Raw genomic sequence first — 25,916 nt, forward strand, 5'->3', positions numbered from 1 at the left:
AACTTTCGTTAGGATATCCACACGTTTCCAAACATTTGTTTTCCAATATTTCTATCATTAAAATATTTCGATAATCTAGAACCACCATTAATTCCCCAATTGTTTCTTATCCACATACCCAAACCACCCATGTGAGAATTAAATATAAAAGTATTTGTTGATTCTTTGAGTTGTTTTTTGCTTTCGAAATCTAATATTTTATCTAATTCTGTTAATGATTCATATAAATTTTTTGGAATGTATATATTATCAATTTTTTCTAAAGTAAGTCTTTTTTCACTTTCAATTCTTCTTTTTTCTTTATCTTTTATTGTTTCTAATTCAGCAATTCTATCATCATAATTTCTATAGCTACCAAAGAAATTTGTGATATATATTTTGTCAACTTCTTTTGGAATAAAATCAGTTTCAAAAGTTGAATTTAAAAGATAGTTTTCAATTTGTTGTTTATTAAAAATAGAATCTGTTTCTAAATTTTCGATTTCAAATTTTCCATTTCTATTTAAATAGCCGCTTATTTCTATTTGATGAAGTTTGTATTTATTATAAGTTGAATCCTCAAGCGGAATAAATTTTAAGTTAGATAGTTTACTAATACTTTCTGCTATTTTTTCATTAGTAAGAGAGTTTTTGACATCTATTATATATTTATATGGATATTCATAATTTGAAATTTTACTCTTTATAGGTTCAATATTTTTTATTGCAGGATAAATAGAATCAAAATCAATATTAGACTTGATTATTTCACCTTTGTCTAAATCAAAAAGTGTTACCTTTTTTCTGTTATCTATAAGGTAAATAATATCATTTTTATTGAAGATGAAATTTTTAGTTAAAAAAATATCTTTCTCTGATAAAGATTTATTGTACTCTTTGTAGGTAGAAGTATAGTTTTCGAACAAATTTCTATTTTCGGCTTCATAAAATAGTCTGCATTTCTCTTTGTTTTTATCACAATTGGTAAACTCTTCAGAGGAATAAGTTTTAGCTATTTTTCCATCAATATAATAAGTCACATTTCTTTCCTCTAAATCTTTGCTGTTTATATAATTTGTAAAATAGATTATTTTTCTCCCATCATTACTTATTGCAAGGAAGAAAGGAAAATTTTCATTTAAATCAAATGATCTATTTAGTTTATAATATACCTTATTTTGTCTCAAGCTATCACGTTCTCGATTAAAAAATATAATTGATTCACCTTTCAAATTAGGTATAAAATTATCATATGAAATAGATTTTAATTTATATATCCCATTAGAAGAGTAGGTTTCTGAAATTGGAGAAAAGCCAGACCATTGAGAAAAAATGGTAATATAACCTAAAATAAATAGTATGAAGAATATGTAATATTTTATCATTGATTTTATTTGTGTAATTGATATTAAAACTATGAATAAAATTTATCTTTGTGAAAATAATTATTCATCCTCATTCAAAACCTTTATTGAAAAACTGACAATATATTTTATTGGCATAACGTTTGACTTATTTATACTCGCTTTTCTAAATGCTTTAGACAAGATTCAAATCTTAATAATGTTGTTATTATGAAAGGCTTTCGTCAGTTAAAAATAGTTTTACTGACACTTTGAACGTATAAAAAAATTATGAACATAGACAATTTGTCATTAGCACAAGTAATGGAAGAAGAAATCGAATTAATTCCTTTGATGAGTAAAGACGAAGAAAGTAAGCTAAATAAGCAAGATATTTCTTCGGTATTGCCTATTTTATCGTTAAGAAACACTGTCTTATTTCCGGGTGTGGTTGCGCCAATTACCGCGGGTAGAGATAAATCTATACAACTTTTAACACAAGCTTACAAAGAAGATCGCATTATTGGAGTGCTTTCGCAGAAAGAAATTGCTGTGGAAGATCCTACACAAGACGATTTGTATACAGTTGGTACAGTTGCGAAAATCATGCGAATGATAAAATTGCCAGATGGAAACATTACGGTGATTTTACAAGGGATGAAACGCTTCAAAGTTAAAGAATTTGTATCAAATGATCCTTATTTCAAGGCTGAAGTAGAAATTTTGACAGAAAAAGTTCCGACATCACGCAACAAAGAATATCCAATTATTATTGAATCAATTCGTGATTTAGCTTTTCAGATTGTAGAAGAAAATCCAATGTTGCCTTCGGAAGCTGCAGGAGCTATAAAAAGTATCGAAAGTAATACATTTCTAATCAACTTTGTAGCGTCTAATTTGACGTTAAGTTTAGATGAAAAACAGTTGTTATTAGAAATTTCTGATATGAAACTTCGCGCAATGGAAGTGATGCGTTTTATGAATGTTGAGCTTCAGAAATTGGAATTAAAGAATACGATTCAGAATAAAGTTCGCAAAGAATTAGATCAACAACAAAAAGAATATTTCTTAAATCAACAAATCAAATCGATTCAAGAAGAATTAGGAGGGAATTCGACAGAAGAAGAAATTAATGAAATGCGCAAACGTGCTTTAACGAAAAGTTGGAGCGAAGATGTAGCAAATCATTTTGATAAAGAAATCAACCGTCTTTCTCGTCTAAATCCGCAAATGCCAGAACATAATATTCAGCGTAATTACCTTGAATTTATGTTGGATTTACCTTGGAATACCTTGACAAAAGATAACTTTGATATCAAGAATGCAAAGAAAATTTTAGATCATGATCATTATGGTTTAGAAGATGTGAAAGAACGCATTTTGGAGCATCTTGCTGTGTTGAAATTGAAAGGAGATATGCGTTCGCCAATTCTTTGTTTGTATGGACCTCCGGGTGTTGGTAAAACATCGTTGGGGAAATCTATTTCAGAAGCGATTGGGCGCAAATATGTACGTATGTCGTTGGGTGGTTTACACGATGAATCTGAGATTCGTGGTCATCGTAAAACCTATATTGGAGCGATGCCAGGAAGAATTTTACAGTCAATCAAAAAATCTGAATCGTCGAATCCGGTTTTTGTTTTAGATGAGATTGATAAAATGTCGGCTAGTGCGCATGGAGATCCTTCATCAGCAATGTTAGAGGTTTTAGATCCAGAGCAAAATTCAACTTTTTATGATAATTTCTTAGAAATTGGCTACGATTTATCGAAAGTATTTTTCATTGCGACAGCTAATAATATTGGAGATATTCCAAGTCCGTTACGCGATCGTATGGAGATGATTAATATTGCAGGTTATACAATCGAGGAAAAATCTGAAATCGTAAAACGTCACCTTCTACCAAAACAATTAACAGAACATGGCTTAAAAGAGAAAGATGTTGTGTTAGGTAAAAAAGAAATCGAATATTTGATTACGGGTTATACGCGCGAATCGGGAGTTCGAAAATTGAATCAGAAAGTTGCGAAATTAGTTCGTTCAGCTGCAAAACATATTGCGTTGGAAGAAGAATTTAATACTAAATATTCAATCGAAGATATTTCTAAAATTTTAGGACCTTCTATTACACCAGATCAATATGAGAATAATGAGGTTCCTGGAGTTGTAGTAGGTTTAGCTTGGACAAGTGTTGGTGGAGATATTTTATTTATCGAATCTATTTTATCGAAAGCGAAAAATGGTGGACTTTCTATTACAGGAAATTTAGGAACTGTGATGAAGGAATCTGCAACAATTGCATTAGAATACATCAAATCGCATGCGGATGAATTGGGAATTAAACCAGAAGTTTTCGAGAATTATAAAGTTCATATTCACGTTCCGGAAGGAGCAACGCCAAAAGATGGACCATCTGCCGGAATTACAATGTTGACGTCTTTGGTTTCGTCTTTTACACAACGAAAAGTAAAAGCAAAATTAGCAATGACAGGTGAGATCACGCTTCGTGGAAAAGTGTTGCCAGTTGGCGGAATTAAAGAGAAAATTTTAGCGGCAAAACGTGCAAATATCAAAGAAATTATTTTGTGCGAAGATAACCGAAAAGATATTGAAGAAATTAAAGCAGAATACGTAAAAGGAATGACTTTTCATTTTGTAAAAGAAATGAAAGAAGTTTTGGATATTGCTTTAACGAATCAAAAAGTAAAAGGAGCAAAGGTTTTGGATTAATCTATAAATCTTTTTAGAACATATAAAAAGGAACTCAATTTAGAGTTCCTTTTTTGTTTATTATAGAATACTAATATCTTCTAAATTTGGATTTTTAGATTTAATTAAATTAATTTTCCATTCCCGTTTCCAATTTTTCAATTGCTTTTCTCTTAACATATCTTGACTAATTGAAGTAAAATCTTCAAAATAAATTAATGATTTTACATTGTATTTTTGAGTGAAAGCTGAACCAATTCCTTCTTTATGAGCTTCTATTCTTTTAATTAAATTGTTGGTAACTCCAATATAAAAAACAGTTCGATATTTGTTTGTAAGTATATAAACATAATATATTTTCAGAATTCCTTATATGATATGTTCCTGAAACGAATTCAGGATGACTTAGTTAGATAAACTAATTTAAGGATTATTAATGATAATGTAGAGAAAAAATGTCAAGCTGAATTTATTTCAGCTTCGCATCAAGAAAAAAGGAACTCAATTAGAGTTCCTTTTTTAGTTTGTATATAAATCTATAACCAAACAAATTTTTTAGCTTTTTCACTTTCTGGATCAAACCATTCATCACTTATTTCTTTATAAATTGTTTTTCCATTTTTATCTATTTTGATTTGAATCAAATCTCCTATTGGTGCTCCATGTAAATATCTTAATCGACCTAAAGAATCGAATTTTATTTTTCCATTTTGAAGTAATTTATTATATTTCGGAAAAAGAGAAATATTATCTTTTGTTAATCTAATTTGATTCATAACAAGTTTTTAGTCTTAGTTTATCTTATAAGCAATTCCCCAAAAAACTGGCATATTGAAAGGACCACTGTATTTTCCGTAACCAGGAATAACCAAAGGATCAATTCCTTGATCTTTTTTACCTCCAATATAAGCTGCAGGATGCAAGGCTAACTCACCATAAAAATTCTTGAAAATCTCTACACGTCCACCAACCACAGCTTCTATCCAATAACTGCTTACATTCGCTTTTGGCAAACTTCCTGTTCCTGTAATCTCATTCGATTGTAAATCTCTAATCGGATAACTATTGATGGTTTGCGAATATTTAGAATACGCAATTCGTCCACCAATGTAAATTCCGTTCGATTGATTTTCTATATCTTGCGTTATAAACCAGTTTGCACCAAGTTTTGCAAAAACGCCGTCAACATCAACATTCCAATTGATTTCATTGAAATTATTTTTCTCGAAACCAGCTTCTACAGCGGCATGCCACTTATTATTGATTTGATAAGAAGCATAAGCGCTAACTCCTTTTTTATCGTTGAAAGCAGAAACAATTGGATTGAAAATATCTACACCGATAAAAATATCGTGGTATTTTTTTTGGGGAATAGAATCTGTAACCGAAACTTTTGTTGAATCAGTTTTATTTTCTTGACCAAATGCAAAATTAATTGCGCTCGTCAGCAAAAAGCTTAATAATAGTTGTCGAACCATCTTTAATTTCAGTATTTACAGTTTCTATTTTCTTTATCCAATTTCCAGCTCCATTTCCAGTTTTTGTTACCAATTTTACATCAACTCCTTTAAAAGTTAATCCAAAACCACAAGCTTTAGAAGTATAGCCATTTCCAAGCGTATCGTATTTTAAAATCAATCGATCACGTTTTGCAGGAATTGTTCTGATGACTTTACCCGTTATAGAATCTTTTACATCTATATCTGGACCTTGCGCTATAGTATAGTAAATCTCTTTTTTACTATTTTGACGCAAAGTAATTCCGAAACTTGTTTTCCCTAAAGCAGAATTTTTTTCGATTAAGACAGTATCTTTACTCGTTCCTGTAGCTTCTCTAATTCCTTTCGTAATCGAATCATTATAAACATACGCCCAATAATAAATAGAATCTTCCAAAGGAACATTAGTTCCATCATAATACATATCAGCAACCATGCGTGGAACATCACCTTCGTCGGTACAAATATCATCATCTTCACAACTATAAAATGCTAAAGAAATTATAGAAGCAAAAATTGAGTAGGCTAGAAAACGTTGAATATTTTTCATTTTTTTTTTGATTGAATTTTAAATTCGCTCTAAAAGTACAATATTTTCTACATGATGTGTTTGTGGAAACATATCAACTGGTTGAACTTTAACAATTTTATATTGATCTTTCATCAATTCTAAATCGCGCGCTTGTGTAGCAGAGTTACACGAAACATAAACAACACGTTTAGGATTCATAAACAAAATATTTTCAACCACTTTTTTATGCATTCCATCACGTGGAGGATCAGTAATAATTACATCTGGAATTCCGTGTTCGTTAATGAAATCTTGATTCAATACATCTTTCATATCACCACAATAGAAATCACAATTATCAATTCCATTAAATTTTGCTGCCGCTTTTGCTGCATCAATTGCTTCTTGAACAGATTCTACACCAACTACTTTTTTCGCTTTTTTCGAAACGAATTGCGCAATTGTTCCAGTTCCAGTATATAAATCGTATACTAATTCATCTCCAGTTAAACCTGCAAAATCACGTGTTAATTTATATAATTCGTAAGCTTGTTCTGGATTTGTTTGATAGAAAGATTTTGGACCAATTTTGAAGTTCAAATCTTCCATCTTTTCCATAATATGATCATCTCCAGCAAAAACTTCGATATCTAAATCATAAACAGAATCGTTTTGTTTTGGATTGATTGCATACAATAAAGATGTGATTTCAGGGAATTTATCTTTCAAGTTTTGTAAGAAAGCTTCACGATTTTCTTTCTCTTCTCGGAAGAATTGAACCAAAACCATTACTTGTCCATTCTGAGAAGTACGAATCATTAATGTTCTTAATAAACCTTCTTGATTTTTTAAATCGAAGAAATCTAAATGATGCTCTAATGCAAAACGTTTTGCTTCGACACGAATCGCATTAGAAGGATCACGTTGCAAGTGACATTTTGTAACATCCAAAACTTTAGACCAAGCACCAGGAATATGGAATCCAACTACGTCACGGTCGTCAAATTCTTTCCCAGACTGAATTTCTTCTAACGTTAACCAACGTGCATTAGAAAAAGTAAACTCTAATTTATTACGGTAAAAATATTGTTCTTTAGAACCTAAAATTGGAACAATTTCAGCATCTAAATCTTTGAAACCTCCGATACGAACCAAATTGTTAACCACTTCGTCATGCTTAAATTTTAATTGCGCATCATAGCTCATATCTTGCCATTTACAACCACCGCAAACACCAAAATGCTCACATTCTGGCTGAACGCGATAAGGAGATTTTGTGTGAATTTCGATTGCTTGTCCTTCTAAATAGCTGCTTTTTTTCTTCAAAACGTGTACATCTACAACGTCTCCTGGAATTGCGCCTTTTATCAGAACCGTTTTTCCTTCCTCTGTTTTACCAACCGATACACCTTTTGCACCAGCACGTAAAACTTCTATATTATTTAATATGATTTTTTGTTTCGCTTTTCTTGACATTTTGCAAAGGTAAGCAAGTCCCCGAAATATTCAATTTTTTATCTTTTTTTGGAATCAATCTTTGTATTTTAAATAAAATTTTTACTTTTACAACATAAAATCTATCGGTTTTATAGATTATTATTATATTGAATAAACTTATTTAGGATAATTTTCTTTAAATTGTTTGAAAAATAGGTTTGTTATTTAAACTATTCTATTAATTATATTTATTTAGAAAAATAATATAATTTTGAACTCAGAAATGTAACATGAAAAATGAAAAAAATAGTATTTAATATGTCAATGTATATGTGTCGCTCTTTACAAGAGGTGGAATATGTTGTGATGTATTAATTACGAAAATAATAGTTCATGAACTCCTCTAAAATTTTGAGGAGTTTTTTATTGTCAAAAAATAAGTTAGAAAGTTAGAAAGAATGTCAAGTCAAGAAAAAAATTATTTAAATCAATTAGAAGACGAAGCAATCTACATTCTGAGAGAAACAGCTGCTCAATTTGAGCGTCCAGCATTGTTATTTTCAGGAGGAAAAGATTCGATTGTTTTGATTCATTTAGCTTTGAAAGCCTTTCGTCCAGGGAAATTTCCTTTTCCTTTAGTACACGTAGATACAGGACACAATTTTCCTGAAGCGATAAAATTTAGAGATTATTTGGTTGATAAAATCGGTGAAAAATTGATTGTAGCCTCTGTAGAAAATGCTATAAAAAAATATAATCTGAAAGAAACTTCTGGCCGTTTTCCTTCTCGTAATGCCTTACAAACGTATGCGTTATTAGATGTGATTGAAGAAAATGAATTTGATGCATGTATTGGAGGAGCTCGTCGCGATGAAGAAAAAGCACGTGCAAAAGAGCGTATTTTCTCAGTTCGTGATGATTTTGGCCAATGGGACCCGAAACTTCAACGTCCTGAATTGTGGAATATTTTGAACGGAAGAATTGAAAAAGGACATAATGTTCGTGTTTTTCCGATTAGCAATTGGACAGAATTAGATGTTTGGAATTATATCAAACAAAATAACATCGAATTGCCAAATTTATACTTTGCTCACGAGCGTGAATGTATTGTTTACAATGATAAATTAATAGCGACTTCAGATTTTATTCAGCCAAATGCAGACGATGAAGTTGTGGTAGAAAAAGTACGATACAGAACGGTTGGTGATATGACGTGTACAGCGGCTGTACCTTCAGATTCTTCTACGATTGAAGATATTATTATTGATATTATCAATACAAGAATTAGCGAAAGAGGACAAACTCGTTTGGATGATCAATTGTCAGAATCGGCGATGGAAGAACGTAAAAAACAAGGTTATTTCTAAGTCAAAATTTTTTTAAACAAAACTCTATAATATCTATAGGAATTAAGTAAAATGAATGCATTAAAATTTATAACAGCAGGAAACGTAGACGATGGTAAAAGTACTTTAATAGGGCGTTTACTTTACGATTCGAATAGTATTCACACCGATCAATTGGGTGTTTTAGAAAAACGTAAATCAAATGAAGACGACGAAATTGATTTGTCTTTGATTACAGATGGTTTACGTGCCGAGCGCGAACAAGGAATTACAATAGACGTAGCGTACAAATATTTTTCGACTGCAAAACGAAAATTTATTATTGCAGATGCGCCTGGACATGAGCAATACACGCGAAATATGATTACAGGAGCTTCAAATTCAGAGTTGATTATTATTTTGGTTGATGCACGTAAAGGAATCACTTCTCAAACAAAACGTCATGCAAGTATTGGATCGTTAATGGGAATTAAAAAAGCAATTATCGCCATTAATAAAATTGATTTGGTTGATTATTCACAAGATATTTTCGAAAAGATAAAAAATAATTTTCAACAAATTCAAGATCAATTGAATTATGATGAAGTAACTTTTATTCCAGTTTCTGCTTTGGTTGGCGATAATATTGTCGAAAAATCTGCAAAAACGCCTTGGTACAATGGAGAAACATTATTGCATCAATTGGAAACAATTTCGATTGAAACAGATAAAAATTTAGCAGCTCGTTTTCAGGTTCAATGGGTAATTCGTCCAAAAGATGAAGAGCATCACGATTATAGAGGTTATGCGGGGCAAATTTTGAGTGGAGCCTACAAAGTTGGGGATTCTATTAAAGTTTATCCATCAAATATCGAATCAAAAATTGTTAAAATAGAACGTCATTTGGAAGAAGTACAACATGCTGAAGCAGGAGAAAATGTTGTGATTCATCTCGAAAATAATATAGATATCAGTAGAGGAGACACAATTGTAAAAACTTCCGAAGAACCGCAAACTACAAATGTGCTAAAAGCGTGGATTTGTTGGTTAGACAATAATGCATTACAACAAGGAAAAACGTATGTGTTGCAACATCGTTTTCATTCGGTTCGTGCAAAAATCAAAACAATCGATCAACAATGGGATATTAATAATTGGGAATTTATTCCATCTGAAGAAATCAAGTTAAATGATATTGGACAAGTTGTTTTAAAAACAAATCAACCTTTATTTTTTGATTCTTTCAAAGAAAATATTCATACAGGAAATGCCATTTTGATTGACGAAACAACGAAAAATACAGTCGCTGCTTTGATGTTTATTGATTAAAACATCAATTAAATCTTATCAATCAACTTATTTATTACAAACATGCAAACAACAATAGGAAAAGTAATTTTGGCTGGCGCTGGTCATGGAGATCCAGAATTGGTGACGCTCAAAACATTAAATTATATCAAAAAAAGCAGATGTTATTTTGACAGATCGCTTGGTTTCTCCAGTGTTAATAGACGAATATGCGTCAAAAGATGCGTTGGTTATTTATGTCGGAAAACAATGTTCGAAAGGCATTCATACGCCTCAAAAAGATATTAACGATATGATGATTGAGTTTGTAATGCAAGGAAAATTAGTGGTTCGATTGAAAGGAGGTGATGCTTCACTTTTCTCTAATATTTTGGACGAATTAGAAACCTTGAAAAAAAATCATGTTCCGTACGAAATAATTCCAGGTATTTCGGCTGCTTTTGGTGCTGCAGCTTACACGAGAATTCCATTGACAGCGCGAAATCATTCGAAAGGAGTTCGCATGTTGACGTTGTGCGATTTGAAATCTATTGAACACAAACAATGGAAAGATTGGGCAAAAACGTCTGATACATTGGTTTTTTATATGAGTGTACAGCGTTTGCAAACTTTAGCTGATCAGTTGATTTTGAATGGAATTGATACCGAAAAAGGTTTAGCAGTTATTCAACAAGCGACAACTCCAGATCAGAAAACGCAAGTTTTTTATTTTTGAAAATATTGTAGAAAAACATTTACCAACCTTTGATTTTGTACCAACTTTAATTATCGTTGGTCATGTTGTTAATTTGCATCAATCATTCGCTTGGTTAGATGAACAACCAACTTCCAACTCATATTTTGATAACCATAAAACAACAATTTCTTATGCTAGCTAACGAAAAATTGAACTTAGTAAAAAGTTTAGTCAAAGAATTATCACGTGACGAAATTATTTGGACAAATGGTTATTTGGCTGGATTAGTTGCAAATCAAACACAAGAAGTACCTCAAGAACAAAAAGTTTTAACCTCAATCAAACCTACAATAATCTATGGAACTGAAACAGGAAATGCGAAGAAATTAGCTAATCAATTGCTTGGAATTTTTAAGATGAATAAAATTCAAGCCAAAGCGATTGAAGCGTTTCAATATCCACTCGAAAAAATTGAAAAGGAAGAATTCTTAATTCAAATTTTTAGTACGCAAGGAGATGGAGATTTACCTCAAAATGCGCAAAAATTCTATGATAATTTGAGTAACTCTGATCTAAAATTAAATCAAACTAAGTTTGCTGTTTTTGGTTTGGGCGATACTTCTTATCCGTTTTTCTGTAAATCAGGAGAAGAAATTGATGAATTATTTGGAAAACTAGGCGCACAACGCGTTTTCGATTTGGTAAAAGTAGATTTAGATTATCAAGAAATTGCCGAAAATTGGTTTGCGGATATTTTAAAAACTATTCAATCAGAAGGAAATTCAACGGTTGTACAATCTCAAAAATTGCAAAATTCTTCAACGCAGAAAAAATCGTACGAAGGAATTATAAAAGATGAAATCGTTTTGAATGATAGAGATTCAAACAATGAAACGTATCATATCGAAATAGCAGTTGATGAGCAAGTAGATTACGAACCAGGTGATGCTTTGGGTGTTTATCCAAAAAATAATCAAACCGAAATTTTAACGATTGCAAAATTTTTCAATGAAGAAAATCGCGCAAAAGAACTTGAAGAAAAAAATATTAGAGCACTTTCTAAAAAATCAATCGATCAATTTGCAACAATTTTAAATGTAGAAATTCTTGAAACTAAGATTGATTTAATTGATTTATTATCAAAATATTATTCGTCAGAATCTACAATGAAATTTGATGATATTTTAAATCTTTTGCATCCAATTGCACCACGTTTATATTCGATTTCATCATCGAATGAAGCATATGATAATGAAATTCATTTAACGGTTAGTCTGAATACTTTTTCAGTTTCTGATCAACAAAAAACTGGATTATGTTCTCAGTTTTTAGCAGATTTTGAGCATGATAAATCCATAGAATTTTACATTCATAAAAATAAAAATTTCAAACTTCCAGATGAAAATCAATCGGTAATTATGATTGGTCCGGGAACAGGAATTGCACCTTTTCGTAGTTTTTTGACACATCGTGATGCAATTGGCGCAGAAGGTAAAAACTGGTTGTTTTTTGGTGAACAACATTTTGTTTCGGATTTCTATTATCAAACTGAAATTCAGGAATGGCTTTCAACAGGAGTTTTAAGCAAATTAGATACAGCTTTTTTGAGAGATCAAAAACATAAAATTTATGTGCAAGATCGAGTGAAAGAACGAGGAAAAGAACTTTAAAATAGGTTAAACGAAAGTGCGTATTTGTATGTCTGCGGTCAAAAAGACGGAATGAGTACAGATGTAGAAAGTGCTTTGATCGAATTAATAGCAAAAGAATCAAATCAAGATGAGGTTTCAGCGAAAAATTTTCTGGAACAATTGGAAGAAGAAGGTCGCTACCAAAAAGATGTTTACTAATCAACCAATAACTAATAAAATGAGTATAGAAAAACAATCTCCTATAGAAGGAATTAAAATAAAAAGTGACGGACTTCGCGGTACGTTAAAAGAAAGTATAGAGCTAGATAATCACACTGGAAATGTACGTGCAGATGACGAAGCTTTGGTGAAATTTCACGGAATGTATGTGCAAGATGATCGCGATAGACGAGAAGAACGCGCAGAAAAAAAGTTAGACAAATTGTATTCGTTTATGATTCGTTTGCGTATTCCGGGTGGAATTATTGACGCTGATAAATGGTTGGCAATTCACGAAACTTCTGAACAATATGGAACAGGCGTTTTAAAAATTACAACGCGTCAAACCATTCAATTGCACGGAATTTTGAAACATCAATTGCGTCCAACTTTACAATCGTTTGACCAAGCAACGTTAGATTCTATCTCAGCTTGTGGCGATGTAAACCGAAATGTAATTGCGAGTTCTCATCCGTTGCTTTCGCCAATTCATGCTCAAATTCATGCATATGCAGATAAATTATCAAAACATTTGTTGCCTAAAACACAAGCTTATTATGAGATTTTTGTGGATAATGAAAAGATTTACGAACGCGAAACAGAGAAAGATGATTTGTATGAAGACCGCTATTTACCTCGAAAATTTAAAATTGCAATTGCTATTCCGCCAACTAATGATGTAGATGTTTTTGCAAATGATTTGGGACTGATTGCGATTATCGAAAATAATGAATTGAAAGGTTTCAATATCGCTGTTGGTGGAGGTTTGTCAACAACTCACGGAAATCCAAATACATATTCGCGTTTATCAACCGAAATTGGTTTTGTTGATTCTGAAGAAAAAGTGTTGAAAGTTGCTTATGAAGTATTGACAATTCAGCGTGATTTTGGGAATCGTGGCGATCGAAAATTAGCGAGACTAAAGTATACAGTTGATAAATTAACGGTTGATGGTTTCAAGTCTGAATTAGAAAAACGTGTTAGTTTTAAATTAGAGCCTTCTCAGCCTTATCAATTTACGGAGCGTTCTGATATTTATGATTGGCGACAAGTGAATAACAGAATGTGGTATTACACTTTATTTGTGGAGAATGGAGTTGTACAGTCTAATCAGAAAGCATTTTTACATGAATTGGCTTTATTAAATATCAATAATTTTATTTTTATAGCGAATCAAAATTTATTGTTAGGTGAGATTTCAATTGAAAATAAAGCTATAGTTGAACAGCTTTTAGAAAAGTATTCTATTCACAAAGATATTAGTGAACTTAGAAAAAATTCGATGGCATGCGTGGCTTTACAAACTTGTCCATTGGCTTTAGCAGAAGCGCAACGTTATTTGCCAGAATTGGTGAATAAAATAGAGCCTTTGCTAGAAAAACATCAACTTCAAAATGATGATATTTCTATTTGTATGACGGGCTGTCCAAATGGTTGCGGTCGTTCGTATGTTTCGGAAATTGGTTTTGTAGGGACTTCTGCTGGACATTATAATTTGAGGTTGGGTGGAGATCGATATGGTGTTCGTTTGAATAAAATTTATAAAGAAAAAGTCAATGAGACTGAGATTTTGAATGAGCTAGATCAAGTTTTCGAAAGTTATACAAATGAAAAAATAGACAATGAAACATTCGGAGATTTTACCTATCGAAAATATTTTTCGGTTAATTAGTTAAATCCCTTTAAGAACAATGAAAAATAATTTATTCCCGATATTTTTAAAAACAGAACATTTGCGCTTCCTGATTGTTGGCGGAGGAAATGTAGGATTAGAAAAGGTTACGACGCTAATCAAACAAAATCCTTCGATCAATTTGAAAGTTGTAGCAAAGGATTTTAAACAAGAATTGAAAGATATTTTTGCTCAACATTCAACAATTAAACACGAAACTCATGCGTTCGAATCGAGTGATTTGGAGGATGTAGATTTAGTGATTGTTGCAACCGATAACAAAGAAACTTCGCAAGAAGTGAAGCAAAAAGCAAATGAAAAAGGAATTTTGGTTAATGCAGCTGATCAGCCAGATTTGTGCGATTTTTATTTAGGTTCGATTGTGAATAAAGGTCATCTTAAAATTGCGATTTCTACAAATGGACAATCTCCTATAATGGCAAAACGTTTGAGAGAGTATTTTTCTGATGTTATTCCAGATTCAATTGATGAAAACATTGAAAGTTTAAATAAAATCAGAAACAATCACAAAGGAGATTTTAATCAAAAACTAACTGATTTGAATCATTTAACGTCTTCATTCGAAGGGAAAAAATCGACAAAAAAATACAAACGTTTAGTAACCGAAATTACCTTGGTATTCTTCGCATTATTCTTAGGATATGCTTTGTCATCAATCGTCAGTTTTTCGGAAGCGAAAGATTTTGTGATTCACATTCCAAATGTTTTTTACATTATGTTGGCTGTTGGCTTTTTCGCTCAAATGGTAGACGGAGCAGTTGGCTTGGGATATGGTGTAACGTGTTCCACAAGCATGATGTTGTTTGGTGTCAATCTGCCCTCGATAAGTGGTAGTATTCATACTGCCGAAATGTTTTCGAGCGGAATTAGTGGTTTTTCGCATTATAGATTTGGAAATGTAAACAAAAAATTATTATTGGCATTGGCTATTCCAGGTGTTATTGGAGCAGTTTCGGGATCATTATTATTGGTTTATTTGGGAAACAAATATGAAACAATTACTTACGGAATTTTAGCTTCGTATACGTTGATCATCGGAATTCGATTAATTATTTTAGCATTCAGAAAAAAAATCGAACGCAAAAAAGTAAAACGGGTTGGATTTTTAGGATTTGCTGGAGGTTTTTTAGATGCTTTTGGTGGTGGAGGTTGGGGACCTGTCGTGACATCAACTTTATTAGCAAAAGGAAAAAAATCAAACTTAGTAGTAGGAACAGTTAGTTTAGCCGAGTTTTTTGTGACACTTTCTGCATCGTTGACTTTTTTTGCAGCTTTGGGCGTAAGTCATGGTTTTATCATTGCAGGTTTAATAATTGGAGGAGCTTTAGCAGCGCCAATTGCTGCGAAATTAGCAGGCAAAATACCTCAGAAAGTTGCTATTTTGGCTGTAGCTTTTTTAGTGATCACATTTAGTATTCGAATTCTTTTTAAAATTTTCTAAATTTTATATATCATTTCTAACAATCAAAACACTCTTCATCTCGCATGTTGAGTGTTTTTTATTGTTCATTATTTAAGACATATTTAGTTAAAATATATTTTGTGACAGGTTTCAATGTTTTACCATTTTCGGAATGTAAACCATAATTGGTAAAAAATTCTACTTCACCATTTTTCTTTGTATACCAAACTTTATCAAGTGCATTTTTAAAATTTAAAGTATCAGGTTTTGTGATTTTCTTCAATTGAAAAACAGCTTCGTTATATGGAACAGCATTCATTTGTGGCGAAGTTTTTTCGCATTCTATTTCTTCATAATGATTTTCTTTCCAAACCATACAAGACGAATTTTGATTCATTGAATTAAGAAATAATCCTCCGCTAGCCAAAATCATAGCAATACCACTTCCAGCAATTACTTTATTTCGTTGAAGTTTTATTTTCTGAAAGAAATTATTCTTTTTTGATGGAAGATTAATTATTGATTCTTCTTCAGAAATATTATTATCTATTATTGGTTCTACGGATGCGATTTCTTCTACATTAACTTCTTTTTCTTCATTTTTTTGTCTGCTGATTTTTTTGATTAAAATCTCCAAAACTTTCATAACCGATATAATGAGCAAGAATGTTTAATAAATCAGGACTTATTTCCTTCTTTAAATTATTTTCTTTCACGAAATCATCAAAATATCTTGAAAAAAGATTTGCTTGTTATAGGATAATTATAATCATCTGAAATTACTTTTTCTAAATGCACAGACATTCCATTTTTACTTCAACTCCCAAATTCATTTTTTGCTTTCTCAAAAACTTTTTCGAATAGATATTTTTTCGTAGACATTTCATTTTTAATTCTTTTACAAAGTAGACAAATTTTGGACAAAATAAATTACGGTTTACCGTAAAACAAGCTGTCCAATAATTGTCCAAAACTTGTCTATTGTTTGTTTAACAGCGACTTTGTGTTCTGTATTTACTTTGCAATAGAAATCAAAACAAAAACAAAAAACTTGATTTCTGAAAACGTAGTCTCGAAAATAGTTGAGGTGATTTGAAGGGAAGCATTTTTCCTGAATTGTTCTCAAGACTACAAAAAACTTCCTACTAAAGAAGCGCTTCTTTTTTCTCGTGTACACTACTCGCAATCTGTTTTGTGAGGAAGAGCACCTATATCAAAAAATTAAAAATTTAAGCTATGTTAGAATTATTATTCGCTTTATTGGGATTCTTTTTACCAAATCAAAATGCAAACACAATTTCACAAGATCAACATCCAGTTGTACAAACTTCATCAGATAGTATAGACGGTGATACAAATGGAGAAAAAGGGGATGTTCCTGTGAAAAAATAAATCATCAACGGATAGAGTAATCTATCCGTTTTTTGTTTAGCTTTAGGTTGTAAATATGGAGATTTGAGAAAAATTTTATTTTTTTATTTTATACTTTTTATTATTTCATGTCAACAGTCTAAAAACAAAGAGATTGAGCAGGATAATTTAGATAATAAAGCTTATGATAAAGCATGGAAGTTTTATGAAAAACAAGAGAATGATAGTGCTTATGTTTATTTTAATAAAGCATATTCAGAATTTATAAAACTGAATAACAAACATCAAGCATCAAAATGTTTGATAAATATGGCTTTTATTTCTAAAGATCAAGGAGATTGGTTTGGAAGCCAAGAATTAATTATTTCTTCGGTAAAATTATTAAACCCTAAAATAAGTGAAGAAAAAGAAACACTTTCTAGTGCATATAATATTTTAGGGCAAACTTCTCATGATTTAGGAAATTTTAATGATGCTATAGATTATTATCAAAAAGCAATTGATTTTTCTAAAGAAAAAGATGTTTATATTATCAATCAAAATAACATTGCAAATAGTTATCGTTACGATAAGCAGTATGATGAAGCGATAAAGATTTACCAAGAATTACTAAAAGATAAGAATACAATTGAAAATCCAAAAGAATATGCGCGAATTACTGATAATTTAGCATATACCAAATGGTTAAAAGACAATAAGTCCAATGTTATAAATGAATTAAATAAAGCGTTAAATATTAGATTAAAGGAAAATGATTTGTGGGGACAAAATGCAAGTTATGCGCATTTAACAGATTATTTTTCAAATTTAGATTATAAAAAAGCCTTGGACTATGCTTATAAAAGAAAACAAATTGCTTTCGAAAATAAGAGTGCGGGCGATAAATTAGAAGTTTATCAACAACTTATTTTATTAGACAATCCTACAAATGCAAAACAATATTTTGAAGCTTATCAAAAGCTAAACGATAGTATTCAGTTAGAACGTAACAGAGCGAAAAATCAATTTGCGTTGGTGCGTTATGATTCGGAGAAAAATCGTGCAGATTTTTTGAATGCTGAAGCAGAGAATGAAAAGAAGAAAAATGATATTTTAAAACTTTACATTCTAATCGGTTTATTGATCGTTTTGTTTGTTTTTGGATATTTTTTGTACAGAAAAAGAAAGCAAAAATTAGAGCAAGAGAAAGTTTTGTTGCAACAAGAAAAGGTTTTGGAAGTCAAAAAAACAGAACTGAAATATTCTAAAAAAGTACACGATAAAGTGGCGAACGGAATTTATCATGTGATGTCTGATATTGAGAATAAATCAGAATTTAATCGTGATCAAATTTTAGATAAATTGGAGGTGGTTTATGAAATTTCGCGCGATATTTCCTATGATAGGATTGATGAAAATCAACAAGAAAATTTTGCAGAAAAATTAGCACAATTGATAAGTTCTTATGATTCGGAACAAGTCAAAATATATTTGATTGGAAATGAAAAAGAACTTTGGAGAAACGTAAAAGATTATGCTAAAACAGAGGTTTTCTTAGTGATGCAAGAATTGTTGACGAACATGAAAAAACATAGCGAAGCTTCACGAGTTATACTAAATTTTAAAGAAGAAAACCAACAAATTATTATCAATTATTCAGATAATGGAATTGGGATTTCGGACTTAAAACCTAAAAATGGTTTGCAAAATACGGTTTCACGTATTTCTAATCTAAACGGAGATGTTATTTTTGAAACTGAAAATGTGAATGGTCTAAAAATTAAGATCATATTTCCAATTCAATAACCTAAATAAAAAGTATGTTTAAAAAAGTATTAATTGCAGAAGATTTTGAGAGTTTTAATATTTCGATTCAGAAAGTTTTAAAAGATTTACATGTAGAAAATCCTGATTATGCTTTTTATTGTGATGATGCATTCTTGAAAGTGAAAAAAGCATTGCACGACAATCAACCTTATGATTTATTGATTTCTGATTTGTCTTTTGAAGAAGATCATCGCGAGCAAAACTTGAAAAGTGGACGAGATTTAATTGAAGCTGTAAAAGCAATTCAGCCAAATTTGAAAGTGATTGTTTTTTCGGTAGAAAAGAAAGCGGATATGGTGGATAATCTTTTCAAGGAATACCATATAGATGGGTTTGTGGCGAAAGGAAGAGAAGATTCGAAAGAGTTGAAAAAAGCGATACAAACTGTTTTTGCGGGCGGAATGCATTTGGAATTGGACATGAAACGTAGTATCAAACAAAAAAATACGTATGAAATAACTTCGTATGATGTTACGTTAGTTTCTTTGCTTTCGAATGGAATTTTACTAAAAGATATTTCAAATCACTTAAAACAAAATAATATCAAACCTGCAAGTCTAAGTAGTGTAGAAAAGAGATTGGGCTCATTAAAAGAGTCGCTACAAATTACAAGTAATCATCAATTGGTTGCGTTTTTCAAAGATTTGGGAAGTATTTAACCCAAATCTTTACACCATTTATCTACAAAAATCTGTTGCAATTGCTCAATTTCTTTTTCGTAAATCGTATTTTTTCGTGAACCAAAATAGAGTGTATTTTCCAACGGTTTTTCACCTTGCCAAACCAATTTTATTTTACCAGAATTTAGTGCTTCTTGACATAAAAAGTCGGGAACAATAGAAAAGCCATTTCCATCGCTCAAACAACGAATAATAGAACTGATATTTGGGACAATATAATTTGGTTTGAAATCTGGATGTTCTTTAAAATTTTCTTTCCAAAAATGTTGCTCCGCAGCAGCTAATTTTTGAATCGGTTCTAAAATAAAATTATACAAAATTTTTCCTTTTTCAGTCGGAACCATTTTTCGCGCCGATCGATCAAATAATTTGTAGCCCGTATAGGCTTCTAACGAATTGAGATGTAAGCTAAAACCAGGTTGTGAAATAAATAATTGTTGCGCAGCAGCAGATAAAGTCCCAGTTTCATAAATTGCTTTAAATGTTCTGAACCATTCAAGATTTGATTGCTTAACTTCTAAATTTTAATTTTCATCATAAGGTAAATCGTCAGGATCTACATCAATATAATCGGGGTTTGGTAAGGTCGAAAGTCGATACGCTTTTATTGTTTTCAAATCCAATAAATTTGCTTTTACAACACGATGCATTCCGTCCATCAATTTTCCATAAGGACAAACAATAATTTGCTGTGATTTAGAAAATTATAATTAAAACAAAACCCTCCATTTTTAGGAGGGTTTTAAATTTTATTCTGCAAGAAGTTTTTTTATATCTTCTTTTAAAAATTCTATTTCAGGATGATATTTTCCAGCTAGAGAAGGTTCTTTTCCTTCAGGATCTTTGTAATTCAGTCCCGAATAAAACAGTATTGGAACACCCATTTTATCATATCGACTTCTGATATTTCCTTGTTTATCAACCAATGCAAGTTTTCCGCTGTGATTTAGACCTTCGGCAGTTGTTTCGTCTTTTCCAACATAAATATTGAATTTATCCGAAAGTTGCTCAATTTCTTCTCGATCCGAAGTCAAATAATGCCAATTCGGTGATTTTACACCAATTTGTTTTGCATATTCTAACAATCGTGCAGGTGTATCTCGTTTTGGATCAATTGTAATCGAAATAAAACCAAGGTTTGCATCATTTATTTCATCTTCTATTGTGCGTAAATTGTTACTCATTACTGGGCAAATCGTTGGACAACTTGTAAAGAAAAATTCTACAACGTACACTTTTCCTAACATATCACGATTTGTAATCGTTTGATTATTTTGATTTGTCATCGAAAATTCCGGAACTTTCATTACCGTGTAAAGTTCATCTTTAGGCTTATTTTTTAGCCAAAAAACAGTTCCTATAACGCCTAAAATAATAACAATAACGGCTATTAATTGTTTATTCATGGATATGTTTTTCAGGATTTTTTAGAAACTCTTCTTTGCACATTGTCGAACAAAAACCATACGTTTTTCCTTGGTAATTAGCTGTGTCACTCAAATGATCTGCAGTTTTCATTCCGCAAATTGGATCAACTTCGTTCACAACCGCAACATCCAATTTAGTTACAGCTTTCATTTCTTCGTGAGAAACATGCTTTACTTCAAAATTCTCTTGTTTTGTTTGCTCTTTATTACAAGAAAATAATGCAAACCCTAAGACTATTAAAGAGAATGTGTTTTTTAAATTTTTCATTTTAGATTGTTTATTTGTTTTTAATTAATTGTTATCTGATTCTATAGTTTAGATCTATAAAAGAAAAATTAAACAATTGGAGGATGAAAAACTAAACGAATAATATAGTTAGAATTAATATCTTGATAATGATCAGTTGATAATTTATTTTTTTGCGTAAAATACTTTTTTGGAGAAATAATTTGTTTTTGAGGAACAATCGCATCTAAAATTTTGACCGAATTTTTGACAAAATGATTTTCTGGCTGATTCTTTTCACTTTTCGAAATTTCTTCTTTCAAATAGCAAAAACCATTACAAAGTAATTCAGGTTTTTCTCGATTTTCACAAAGTTCATTTGCGATTTCTTCATAATTTAAAACATAATCTATCATCGGCATTAAAGGACGAAATGCGATAGAAAATATGAGTGATATGAAAAATAGTATGCGCAAAAAACTAATTTATTGACAAATTTAACCAAATTGATTGAGGTTGAATATGATAAAATTTATGATTTTAAAAGAAAGATTTATCATAATCTTCACTTTTATGTTCTGTAAAATTTTTACCTTAAAAAAGATTTTACAATCTATAAATATTTATGAAAAAAAGTAAGATTTTAGATTTTACAACAACCGAAGAACTAATGCATTTTTTGGTCGAAAATCAAGAAGAAAATCCTCTCTATAAAAATGTGATAAAGAAGTTTGAATATGAAAATGAGTTACTAAAACTGCAATCAGAGTTAGTAAATCTTCAAAATTGGATTTCGACAGAAAAGAAAAAAGTTGCAATCATTTTCGAAGGACGAGATGCTTCAGGAAAAGGAGGTACAATTCGCCGTTTTCGCGAGCATCTTAATCCGCGTTCTATGCGTGTTGTTGCATTGAATAAACCTACAGAAGTCGAACAAAATCAGTGGTATTTTAATCGTTATATCAAAGAGTTACCAAATGCTGGTGAAATTGTTTTTTTTGACAGAAGTTGGTACAACAGAGCAGTTGTAGAGCCAGTTATGGGATTTTGTACCGAGCAACAATATGAGCAATTTATGGTGCAAGTTTCAGAATTTGAACATATGTTGTACGAATCAGGGACATATATTGTCAAATTGTGGTTTTCTGTGACTAAAGAGGAGCAGCAAACACGTTTTGATTCGAGGTTAAATAATCCGCTTAAAAAGTGGAAATATAGTCCAGTCGATGCAAAAGGACAAGAGCTTTGGGATGAATTTTCGCATTATATCAATCAAATGTTTACGCGCACGCACAACTCTTTTTCGCCTTGGATTATTGTCAACGCAAATGATAAAAATACGGCAAGATTAGAATCTATTCGTTATGTGCTTTCTTTGTTTAATTATAAAGGAAAAGAGGATGCCGAAGTAAATTTAATGGTAGATCCAAATGTGATTGAACGTTATTATCGAATGGTAAAAGAATTGAATCATTAATTTTAAATTGTAAGAAAATGGAGCTAAAACCGAAAGATTTAAAATTAATCGAAACCAAAAAAGGTCTTGTTGGACTTTTACAATCTGATCATGGAAAGTTGAATTTTGCGAAAGCCTTGCGTACTGTAAAATATGAAAATAGGATAGAGCAATTACAAGAAGAATTGATAAAATTACAAACTTGGGTAGCCGAAAATAAACGAAAAGTTGTGATTGTTTTTGAAGGTCGAGATGCAGCTGGGAAAGGAGGTGCAATTCGTCGAATTGTAGAACATCTAAATCCTCGTGAACATAGAATTATAGCACTGCCAAAGCCTAATGAAGTAGAACGAGGACAATGGTATTTTCAACGTTATGTTCGTCAGTTACCACGTGCAGGAGAAATTGTTTTTTTTGATAGAAGTTGGTACAATAGAGCTGTTGTAGAGCCTGTAAATGGGTTTTGTACACAAGAGGAATATGAAACTTTTATGAACGAGGTAAATGATGTCGAGAAAATGTGGATTAATTCGGGAATATATTTGATTAAAATTTATTTTTCGATTACAAAAGAACAACAAGCAAAACGTTTTGCAGATATTGTAAATTCACCAACCAAACGATGGAAGTATAGCTCTGTAGATCAAAAAGCGCAAGATTTGTTTGATGTTTATTCAGCTTATAAAGATGTAATGTTTACGAAAACAAATACAGATTTTGCTCCTTGGAAAATCATTGATGCCAACAAAAAGTACAAGGCTAGAGTAGAGGCGATGGAATATATTTTGTCTAAAATACCTTATGATGATAAAAATAAACGTATTTTGAAACATCAAAACTTAGAAGAAGAAAATTAATTATCAAACCTAAAACTATGGCTGAATTTGATTTAAATGATTTAGAAAAAATAAATAATAAGCAAGAAATCATTGATTTTTTGGTTAGACATGATATTATAAAAGAAAAGAAGTTCAAAGAACAACTCGCTTATGAGAAAGAATTAAAAGAACTTCAAGAAAAATTGTTAGAAATACAATCTAAAGTTATTCAAGAGAATAAACGTGTGTTAATTATTTTTGAAGGTCGTGATGCAGCTGGAAAAGGAGGAACAATTTCGAGAATAACAGAATTTCTAAACCCTAAAAAATATCGTGTTGAAGCATTACCAAAGCCGACTGAAATAGAACAAGGACAATGGTATTTTCAGCGATATTTTAAAGAATTACCAAATGCAGGTGAAATTGTATTCTTTGATCGTTCTTGGTATAATCGTGCTGTTGTAGAGCCTGTTTTCGGATTTTGTACGGAAGAACAACATACAAAGTTTATGAAACAAGTAGTAGAAGTAGAAAAGCTTTTGCAAGATGATGGAATTATTTTGGTTAAAATTTTCCTGTCGATTTCGAAAGAAGAACAAGCAGAACGATTACAAGATCGGAAAGATGACGAATTGAAACAATGGAAATTAGGGGCATTGGATCAAAAGGCACAAGAGTTATGGGATGTTTATACCAATTACATTGACAAAATGTTTCAGCAAACAGGAACAGAAAGTTCATCTTGGCTAGAAATTGTGACAGATGATAAAAAAACTGCTCGACTTTTAGCGATGAAATCAGTCGTAGCACAATTAACAAATCAATCTTTTGAAAATGATTTAATAAAAATTCATTCATAAAAGAAAGAGAATCATTTGTATAATCAAGATTTTTGATTAATTTTGCATCCACATTGTTCAACCTCTGACGAAAGACGTTTAAGTTGCTCAATTCAAATAAATTGAAATTATAATAATGGAAAATTTAGTAAAATACGTACAAGAGAAATACGTAGCTAAAAAAGAGTTCCCAGCTTTCGCAGCAGGTGATACTATTACAGTTTATCAAGAAATTACAGAGGGTGGAAAAACTCGTGTTCAGTTCTTTAAAGGGGTTGTTATCCAAAGAAGAGGACAAGGAACTACAGAAACTTTCACAATCCGTAAAATGTCTGGAGATGTTGGTGTAGAGCGTATCTTCCCAGTTAACATGCCAGCGTTACAAAAAATTGAAGTAAACAAAAAAGGTAAAGTTCGTAGAGCTCGTATCTTCTACTTCAGAGCATTACGTGGTAAAAAAGCTCGTATCAAAGACGCTGCTTACTAAAAACTGCTTTTTTAGGAAAAATATAAAATCCGTTCGATTATCGAACGGATTTTTTTTGGCTGATTTTGAAAGTTTAATATAAAATATTAAATTTTACCATTTCTTAACATTCTATTAAGAGTTGAAAAAATAGTTTAATATTTTATTGAAACAAGTAATCCCTAAAATTATTCTATATATTCTTTTATTACTTGGTTTATTTTTGTATTTGAATTGTAGAGTAATTCTTAAGTGTTTTTTTTAATACTTTTATTGTTAACAATTTTAACACAAGAGATGAGAAAAAAACAATTTAGAATTTTTAGTCTTCTTTTTGTTCTTGGATCGTTTGCTTATGCTCAAACTACAGGTCATGTAAAAGATTCTGATGGTTTTCCAGAAGCAGATGTAGAGGTAAAAATAAAAGGGACTGATAAGGCAGCTTACACAGATGAAAATGGAGATTTTAATATTGATGCCAAAATCGGTGATATTTTAATTATTAAAGGCAAGGAAATTACCGTTACTTCTGAGAATTTAGGAGATTTATCCACTCAATTAAATCCTAAAAGTGAGAATATAGATTTAGGAACTGCAGTTGTAACTGGATATTCTACACAACGTAAGGAAGAGGTAACCGCTGCAGTTTCTGTTGTAAATGCAAAAGACTTAATGGATGCTAAATCTCCGAACATTACCAATTTATTACAAGGTAAAGTTGCAGGTCTTAGAATTACAAGTAGCTCTGGACAACCAGGTTCAACGGCTTCATTACGTTTAAGAGGAAAAACAAGTATTTCTGCAGGAACAGATGCTTTATGGGTAGTTGATGGAGTGATTTATCATGGAACACCAAATATTAATCCAAATGATGTTGAAACAATTTCTGTATTAAAAGATGCTGCTGCAACTGCGCAATATGGTTCTCGTGGAGCGAATGGAGTAGTAGTTGTAACAACTAAAAGAGCCAGAGGAAATGGATTGGTTGTAAATGCAGATTATTCTACAAGTTATAATCGTTTCAATCCAGGGAAATTCGAAGTAATGAACGGAAATGAATTATATAATTTGTTTCTGTCGTACTTCATGACTTCG

The 25,916-nt window shown here is 31.1% G+C and carries 27 protein-coding genes and 1 pseudogene; 16 read left to right on the forward strand and 12 right to left on the reverse strand.

Annotated features, from left to right (window positions below; translation table 11 throughout):
* Positions 1 to 8: 8 nt before the first annotated feature.
* Complete coding sequence (locus B3792_RS11965; protein WP_291046704.1) at positions 9 to 1,364, reverse strand: DUF6794 domain-containing protein; 1,356 nt, start codon at positions 1,362 to 1,364, stop codon at positions 9 to 11.
* Between the two features lie 249 nt (positions 1,365 to 1,613).
* Between B3792_RS11965 and lon the strand changes: the two genes are divergently transcribed.
* Positions 1,614 to 4,052: an endopeptidase La gene (lon, locus tag B3792_RS11970; RefSeq protein ID WP_280049909.1), complete on the forward strand. Its 2,439-nt coding sequence runs from the start codon at positions 1,614 to 1,616 to the stop codon at positions 4,050 to 4,052.
* Positions 4,053 to 4,112: 60 nt separating this feature from the next.
* On the opposite strand, the gene B3792_RS11975 is transcribed toward lon, so the two are convergent.
* The 5 genes from B3792_RS11975 to rlmD all read right to left on the reverse strand — a co-directional run bounded on the left by B3792_RS11975 (position 4,113) and on the right by rlmD (position 7,517).
* Positions 4,113 to 4,397 (reverse strand): GIY-YIG nuclease family protein, encoded by a 285-nt coding sequence (locus B3792_RS11975; protein ID WP_312068481.1) that lies wholly within the window; start codon positions 4,395 to 4,397, stop codon positions 4,113 to 4,115.
* A gap of 170 nt (positions 4,398 to 4,567) precedes the next feature.
* The gene (locus B3792_RS11980; protein WP_286496285.1) at positions 4,568 to 4,807 is read right to left on the reverse strand and encodes a hypothetical protein; all 240 of its coding nucleotides are present in this window, start codon (positions 4,805 to 4,807) and stop codon (positions 4,568 to 4,570) included.
* A gap of 15 nt (positions 4,808 to 4,822) precedes the next feature.
* Positions 4,823 to 5,509, reverse strand: a complete 687-nt coding sequence (locus tag B3792_RS11985) for a DUF6048 family protein (protein ID WP_286496284.1) — start codon at positions 5,507 to 5,509, stop codon at positions 4,823 to 4,825.
* Positions 5,463 to 6,080 (reverse strand): DUF6452 family protein, encoded by a 618-nt coding sequence (locus tag B3792_RS11990; RefSeq protein ID WP_221856671.1) that lies wholly within the window; start codon positions 6,078 to 6,080, stop codon positions 5,463 to 5,465. The genes B3792_RS11985 and B3792_RS11990 overlap by 47 nt, the downstream gene beginning before the upstream one ends.
* A gap of 18 nt (positions 6,081 to 6,098) precedes the next feature.
* The gene (gene rlmD, locus B3792_RS11995; RefSeq protein ID WP_221856669.1) at positions 6,099 to 7,517 is read right to left on the reverse strand and encodes a 23S rRNA (uracil(1939)-C(5))-methyltransferase RlmD; all 1,419 of its coding nucleotides are present in this window, start codon (positions 7,515 to 7,517) and stop codon (positions 6,099 to 6,101) included.
* A gap of 419 nt (positions 7,518 to 7,936) precedes the next feature.
* Here rlmD and cysD point away from each other — a divergent pair, with 419 nt between their 5' ends.
* From cysD to B3792_RS12030, 7 genes are all read left to right on the forward strand, one after another.
* Positions 7,937 to 8,845 carry a sulfate adenylyltransferase subunit CysD gene (cysD, locus tag B3792_RS12000; RefSeq protein ID WP_219035044.1) on the forward strand — a complete coding sequence of 303 codons (909 nt, stop codon included), beginning with the start codon at positions 7,937 to 7,939 and terminating at the stop codon, positions 8,843 to 8,845.
* A gap of 51 nt (positions 8,846 to 8,896) precedes the next feature.
* The gene (locus B3792_RS12005; RefSeq protein WP_219035045.1) at positions 8,897 to 10,132 is read left to right on the forward strand and encodes a sulfate adenylyltransferase subunit 1; all 1,236 of its coding nucleotides are present in this window, start codon (positions 8,897 to 8,899) and stop codon (positions 10,130 to 10,132) included.
* A gap of 148 nt (positions 10,133 to 10,280) precedes the next feature.
* On the forward strand, positions 10,281 to 10,826 hold the full coding sequence (locus tag B3792_RS12010) for a uroporphyrinogen-III C-methyltransferase (RefSeq protein ID WP_260509644.1): 546 nt from the start codon (positions 10,281 to 10,283) through the stop codon (positions 10,824 to 10,826).
* 152 nt (positions 10,827 to 10,978) lie between these two features.
* Entirely contained in the window at positions 10,979 to 12,457 is a 1,479-nt protein-coding gene (locus B3792_RS12015) for a diflavin oxidoreductase (RefSeq protein ID WP_291046685.1), read from the forward strand.
* Positions 12,458 to 12,508: 51 nt separating this feature from the next.
* Entirely contained in the window at positions 12,509 to 12,637 is a 129-nt protein-coding gene (locus B3792_RS12020) for a hypothetical protein (RefSeq protein ID WP_291046682.1), read from the forward strand.
* Between the two features lie 19 nt (positions 12,638 to 12,656).
* On the forward strand, positions 12,657 to 14,309 hold the full coding sequence (locus tag B3792_RS12025) for an NADPH-dependent assimilatory sulfite reductase hemoprotein subunit (RefSeq protein ID WP_291064554.1): 1,653 nt from the start codon (positions 12,657 to 12,659) through the stop codon (positions 14,307 to 14,309).
* A gap of 19 nt (positions 14,310 to 14,328) precedes the next feature.
* On the forward strand, positions 14,329 to 15,771 hold the full coding sequence (locus B3792_RS12030) for a TSUP family transporter (protein WP_221856661.1): 1,443 nt from the start codon (positions 14,329 to 14,331) through the stop codon (positions 15,769 to 15,771).
* 58 nt (positions 15,772 to 15,829) lie between these two features.
* Here B3792_RS12030 and B3792_RS12035 read toward each other — a convergent pair whose 3' ends face one another.
* Positions 15,830 to 16,378 carry a hypothetical protein gene (locus tag B3792_RS12035; protein ID WP_221856659.1) on the reverse strand — a complete coding sequence of 183 codons (549 nt, stop codon included), beginning with the start codon at positions 16,376 to 16,378 and terminating at the stop codon, positions 15,830 to 15,832.
* A gap of 590 nt (positions 16,379 to 16,968) precedes the next feature.
* Here B3792_RS12035 and B3792_RS12040 point away from each other — a divergent pair.
* From B3792_RS12040 to B3792_RS12050, 3 genes are all read left to right on the forward strand, one after another.
* Positions 16,969 to 17,124, forward strand: a complete 156-nt coding sequence (locus B3792_RS12040) for a hypothetical protein (protein ID WP_291046670.1) — start codon at positions 16,969 to 16,971, stop codon at positions 17,122 to 17,124.
* Between the two features lie 63 nt (positions 17,125 to 17,187).
* Positions 17,188 to 18,888: a tetratricopeptide repeat-containing sensor histidine kinase gene (locus tag B3792_RS12045; protein WP_291050833.1), complete on the forward strand. Its 1,701-nt coding sequence runs from the start codon at positions 17,188 to 17,190 to the stop codon at positions 18,886 to 18,888.
* A gap of 14 nt (positions 18,889 to 18,902) precedes the next feature.
* Positions 18,903 to 19,568: a response regulator gene (locus B3792_RS12050; protein ID WP_221856653.1), complete on the forward strand. Its 666-nt coding sequence runs from the start codon at positions 18,903 to 18,905 to the stop codon at positions 19,566 to 19,568.
* Here the strand turns inward: B3792_RS12050 and B3792_RS12055 are convergent.
* The 5 genes and pseudogenes from B3792_RS12055 to B3792_RS12075 form a co-directional block, all read right to left on the reverse strand.
* A pseudogene (locus B3792_RS12055) lies at positions 19,565 to 20,098 on the reverse strand (LysR family transcriptional regulator); the annotation flags it as partial. The gene B3792_RS12050 and the pseudogene B3792_RS12055 sit on opposite strands and share 4 nt — an antisense overlap.
* A gap of 15 nt (positions 20,099 to 20,113) precedes the next feature.
* The gene (locus B3792_RS12060; protein ID WP_257468223.1) at positions 20,114 to 20,248 is read right to left on the reverse strand and encodes a hypothetical protein; all 135 of its coding nucleotides are present in this window, start codon (positions 20,246 to 20,248) and stop codon (positions 20,114 to 20,116) included.
* Positions 20,249 to 20,338: 90 nt separating this feature from the next.
* Positions 20,339 to 20,995 carry an SCO family protein gene (locus tag B3792_RS12065; RefSeq protein ID WP_219035054.1) on the reverse strand — a complete coding sequence of 219 codons (657 nt, stop codon included), beginning with the start codon at positions 20,993 to 20,995 and terminating at the stop codon, positions 20,339 to 20,341.
* On the reverse strand, positions 20,988 to 21,284 hold the full coding sequence (locus tag B3792_RS12070; RefSeq protein WP_219035055.1) for a YHS domain-containing protein: 297 nt from the start codon (positions 21,282 to 21,284) through the stop codon (positions 20,988 to 20,990). Before B3792_RS12070 ends, B3792_RS12065 begins: the two co-directional genes overlap by 8 nt.
* A 68-nt stretch (positions 21,285 to 21,352) precedes the next feature.
* On the reverse strand, positions 21,353 to 21,658 hold the full coding sequence (locus B3792_RS12075; RefSeq protein WP_125348816.1) for a hypothetical protein: 306 nt from the start codon (positions 21,656 to 21,658) through the stop codon (positions 21,353 to 21,355).
* Positions 21,659 to 21,912: 254 nt separating this feature from the next.
* Here B3792_RS12075 and ppk2 (B3792_RS12080) point away from each other — a divergent pair, with 254 nt between their 5' ends.
* From ppk2 (B3792_RS12080) to B3792_RS12100, 5 genes are all read left to right on the forward strand, one after another.
* Positions 21,913 to 22,719 (forward strand): polyphosphate kinase 2, encoded by an 807-nt coding sequence (ppk2, locus tag B3792_RS12080; protein WP_312150877.1) that lies wholly within the window; start codon positions 21,913 to 21,915, stop codon positions 22,717 to 22,719.
* 17 nt (positions 22,720 to 22,736) lie between these two features.
* A complete protein-coding gene (gene ppk2, locus B3792_RS12085; RefSeq protein WP_125348818.1) occupies positions 22,737 to 23,555 on the forward strand; it encodes a polyphosphate kinase 2 in 819 nt (272 codons plus the stop codon).
* 17 nt (positions 23,556 to 23,572) lie between these two features.
* Positions 23,573 to 24,376 carry a polyphosphate kinase 2 gene (gene ppk2 / locus B3792_RS12090; protein WP_291046653.1) on the forward strand — a complete coding sequence of 268 codons (804 nt, stop codon included), beginning with the start codon at positions 23,573 to 23,575 and terminating at the stop codon, positions 24,374 to 24,376.
* 115 nt (positions 24,377 to 24,491) lie between these two features.
* Positions 24,492 to 24,842 carry a 50S ribosomal protein L19 gene (gene rplS / locus B3792_RS12095; RefSeq protein ID WP_019975296.1) on the forward strand — a complete coding sequence of 117 codons (351 nt, stop codon included), beginning with the start codon at positions 24,492 to 24,494 and terminating at the stop codon, positions 24,840 to 24,842.
* A gap of 276 nt (positions 24,843 to 25,118) precedes the next feature.
* Positions 25,119 to 25,916 (forward strand): TonB-dependent receptor plug domain-containing protein (locus B3792_RS12100; protein WP_219035057.1); only part of this gene is annotated, 798 nt, incomplete at its 3' end.

The sequence above is a fragment of the Empedobacter sp. UBA5924 genome (genome assembly GCF_002431085.1).
Classification (GTDB): domain Bacteria; phylum Bacteroidota; class Bacteroidia; order Flavobacteriales; family Weeksellaceae; genus Empedobacter; species Empedobacter falsenii_B.

What these genes read in the sequence shown, in the direction of transcription:
- B3792_RS12075 (WP_125348816.1), bottom strand. Translation starts at nt 21,658, where the DNA reads ATGATAGATTATGTTTTAAATTATGAAGAAATCGCAAATGAACTTTGT.
- cysD (WP_219035044.1), top strand. Translation starts at nt 7,937, where the DNA reads ATGTCAAGTCAAGAAAAAAATTATTTAAATCAATTAGAAGACGAAGCA.
- B3792_RS11965 (WP_291046704.1), bottom strand. Translation starts at nt 1,364, where the DNA reads ATGATAAAATATTACATATTCTTCATACTATTTATTTTAGGTTATATT.
- rlmD (WP_221856669.1), bottom strand. Translation starts at nt 7,517, where the DNA reads ATGTCAAGAAAAGCGAAACAAAAAATCATATTAAATAATATAGAAGTT.
- ppk2 (WP_125348818.1), top strand. Translation starts at nt 22,737, where the DNA reads ATGGAGCTAAAACCGAAAGATTTAAAATTAATCGAAACCAAAAAAGGT.
- B3792_RS11980 (WP_286496285.1), bottom strand. Translation starts at nt 4,807, where the DNA reads ATGAATCAAATTAGATTAACAAAAGATAATATTTCTCTTTTTCCGAAA.
- B3792_RS11985 (WP_286496284.1), bottom strand. Translation starts at nt 5,509, where the DNA reads ATGGTTCGACAACTATTATTAAGCTTTTTGCTGACGAGCGCAATTAAT.
- lon (WP_280049909.1), top strand. Translation starts at nt 1,614, where the DNA reads ATGAACATAGACAATTTGTCATTAGCACAAGTAATGGAAGAAGAAATC.
- B3792_RS12015 (WP_291046685.1), top strand. Translation starts at nt 10,979, where the DNA reads ATGCTAGCTAACGAAAAATTGAACTTAGTAAAAAGTTTAGTCAAAGAA.
- B3792_RS12025 (WP_291064554.1), top strand. Translation starts at nt 12,657, where the DNA reads ATGAGTATAGAAAAACAATCTCCTATAGAAGGAATTAAAATAAAAAGT.
- B3792_RS12040 (WP_291046670.1), top strand. Translation starts at nt 16,969, where the DNA reads ATGTTAGAATTATTATTCGCTTTATTGGGATTCTTTTTACCAAATCAA.
- ppk2 (WP_291046653.1), top strand. Translation starts at nt 23,573, where the DNA reads ATGGCTGAATTTGATTTAAATGATTTAGAAAAAATAAATAATAAGCAA.
- B3792_RS12065 (WP_219035054.1), bottom strand. Translation starts at nt 20,995, where the DNA reads ATGAATAAACAATTAATAGCCGTTATTGTTATTATTTTAGGCGTTATA.
- B3792_RS12030 (WP_221856661.1), top strand. Translation starts at nt 14,329, where the DNA reads ATGAAAAATAATTTATTCCCGATATTTTTAAAAACAGAACATTTGCGC.
- B3792_RS11990 (WP_221856671.1), bottom strand. Translation starts at nt 6,080, where the DNA reads ATGAAAAATATTCAACGTTTTCTAGCCTACTCAATTTTTGCTTCTATA.
- B3792_RS12050 (WP_221856653.1), top strand. Translation starts at nt 18,903, where the DNA reads ATGTTTAAAAAAGTATTAATTGCAGAAGATTTTGAGAGTTTTAATATT.
- ppk2 (WP_312150877.1), top strand. Translation starts at nt 21,913, where the DNA reads ATGCATTTTTTGGTCGAAAATCAAGAAGAAAATCCTCTCTATAAAAAT.
- B3792_RS12060 (WP_257468223.1), bottom strand. Translation starts at nt 20,248, where the DNA reads ATGGACGGAATGCATCGTGTTGTAAAAGCAAATTTATTGGATTTGAAA.
- B3792_RS12020 (WP_291046682.1), top strand. Translation starts at nt 12,509, where the DNA reads ATGAGTACAGATGTAGAAAGTGCTTTGATCGAATTAATAGCAAAAGAA.
- rplS (WP_019975296.1), top strand. Translation starts at nt 24,492, where the DNA reads ATGGAAAATTTAGTAAAATACGTACAAGAGAAATACGTAGCTAAAAAA.
- B3792_RS12005 (WP_219035045.1), top strand. Translation starts at nt 8,897, where the DNA reads ATGAATGCATTAAAATTTATAACAGCAGGAAACGTAGACGATGGTAAA.
- B3792_RS12035 (WP_221856659.1), bottom strand. Translation starts at nt 16,378, where the DNA reads ATGAAAGTTTTGGAGATTTTAATCAAAAAAATCAGCAGACAAAAAAAT.
- B3792_RS12070 (WP_219035055.1), bottom strand. Translation starts at nt 21,284, where the DNA reads ATGAAAAATTTAAAAAACACATTCTCTTTAATAGTCTTAGGGTTTGCA.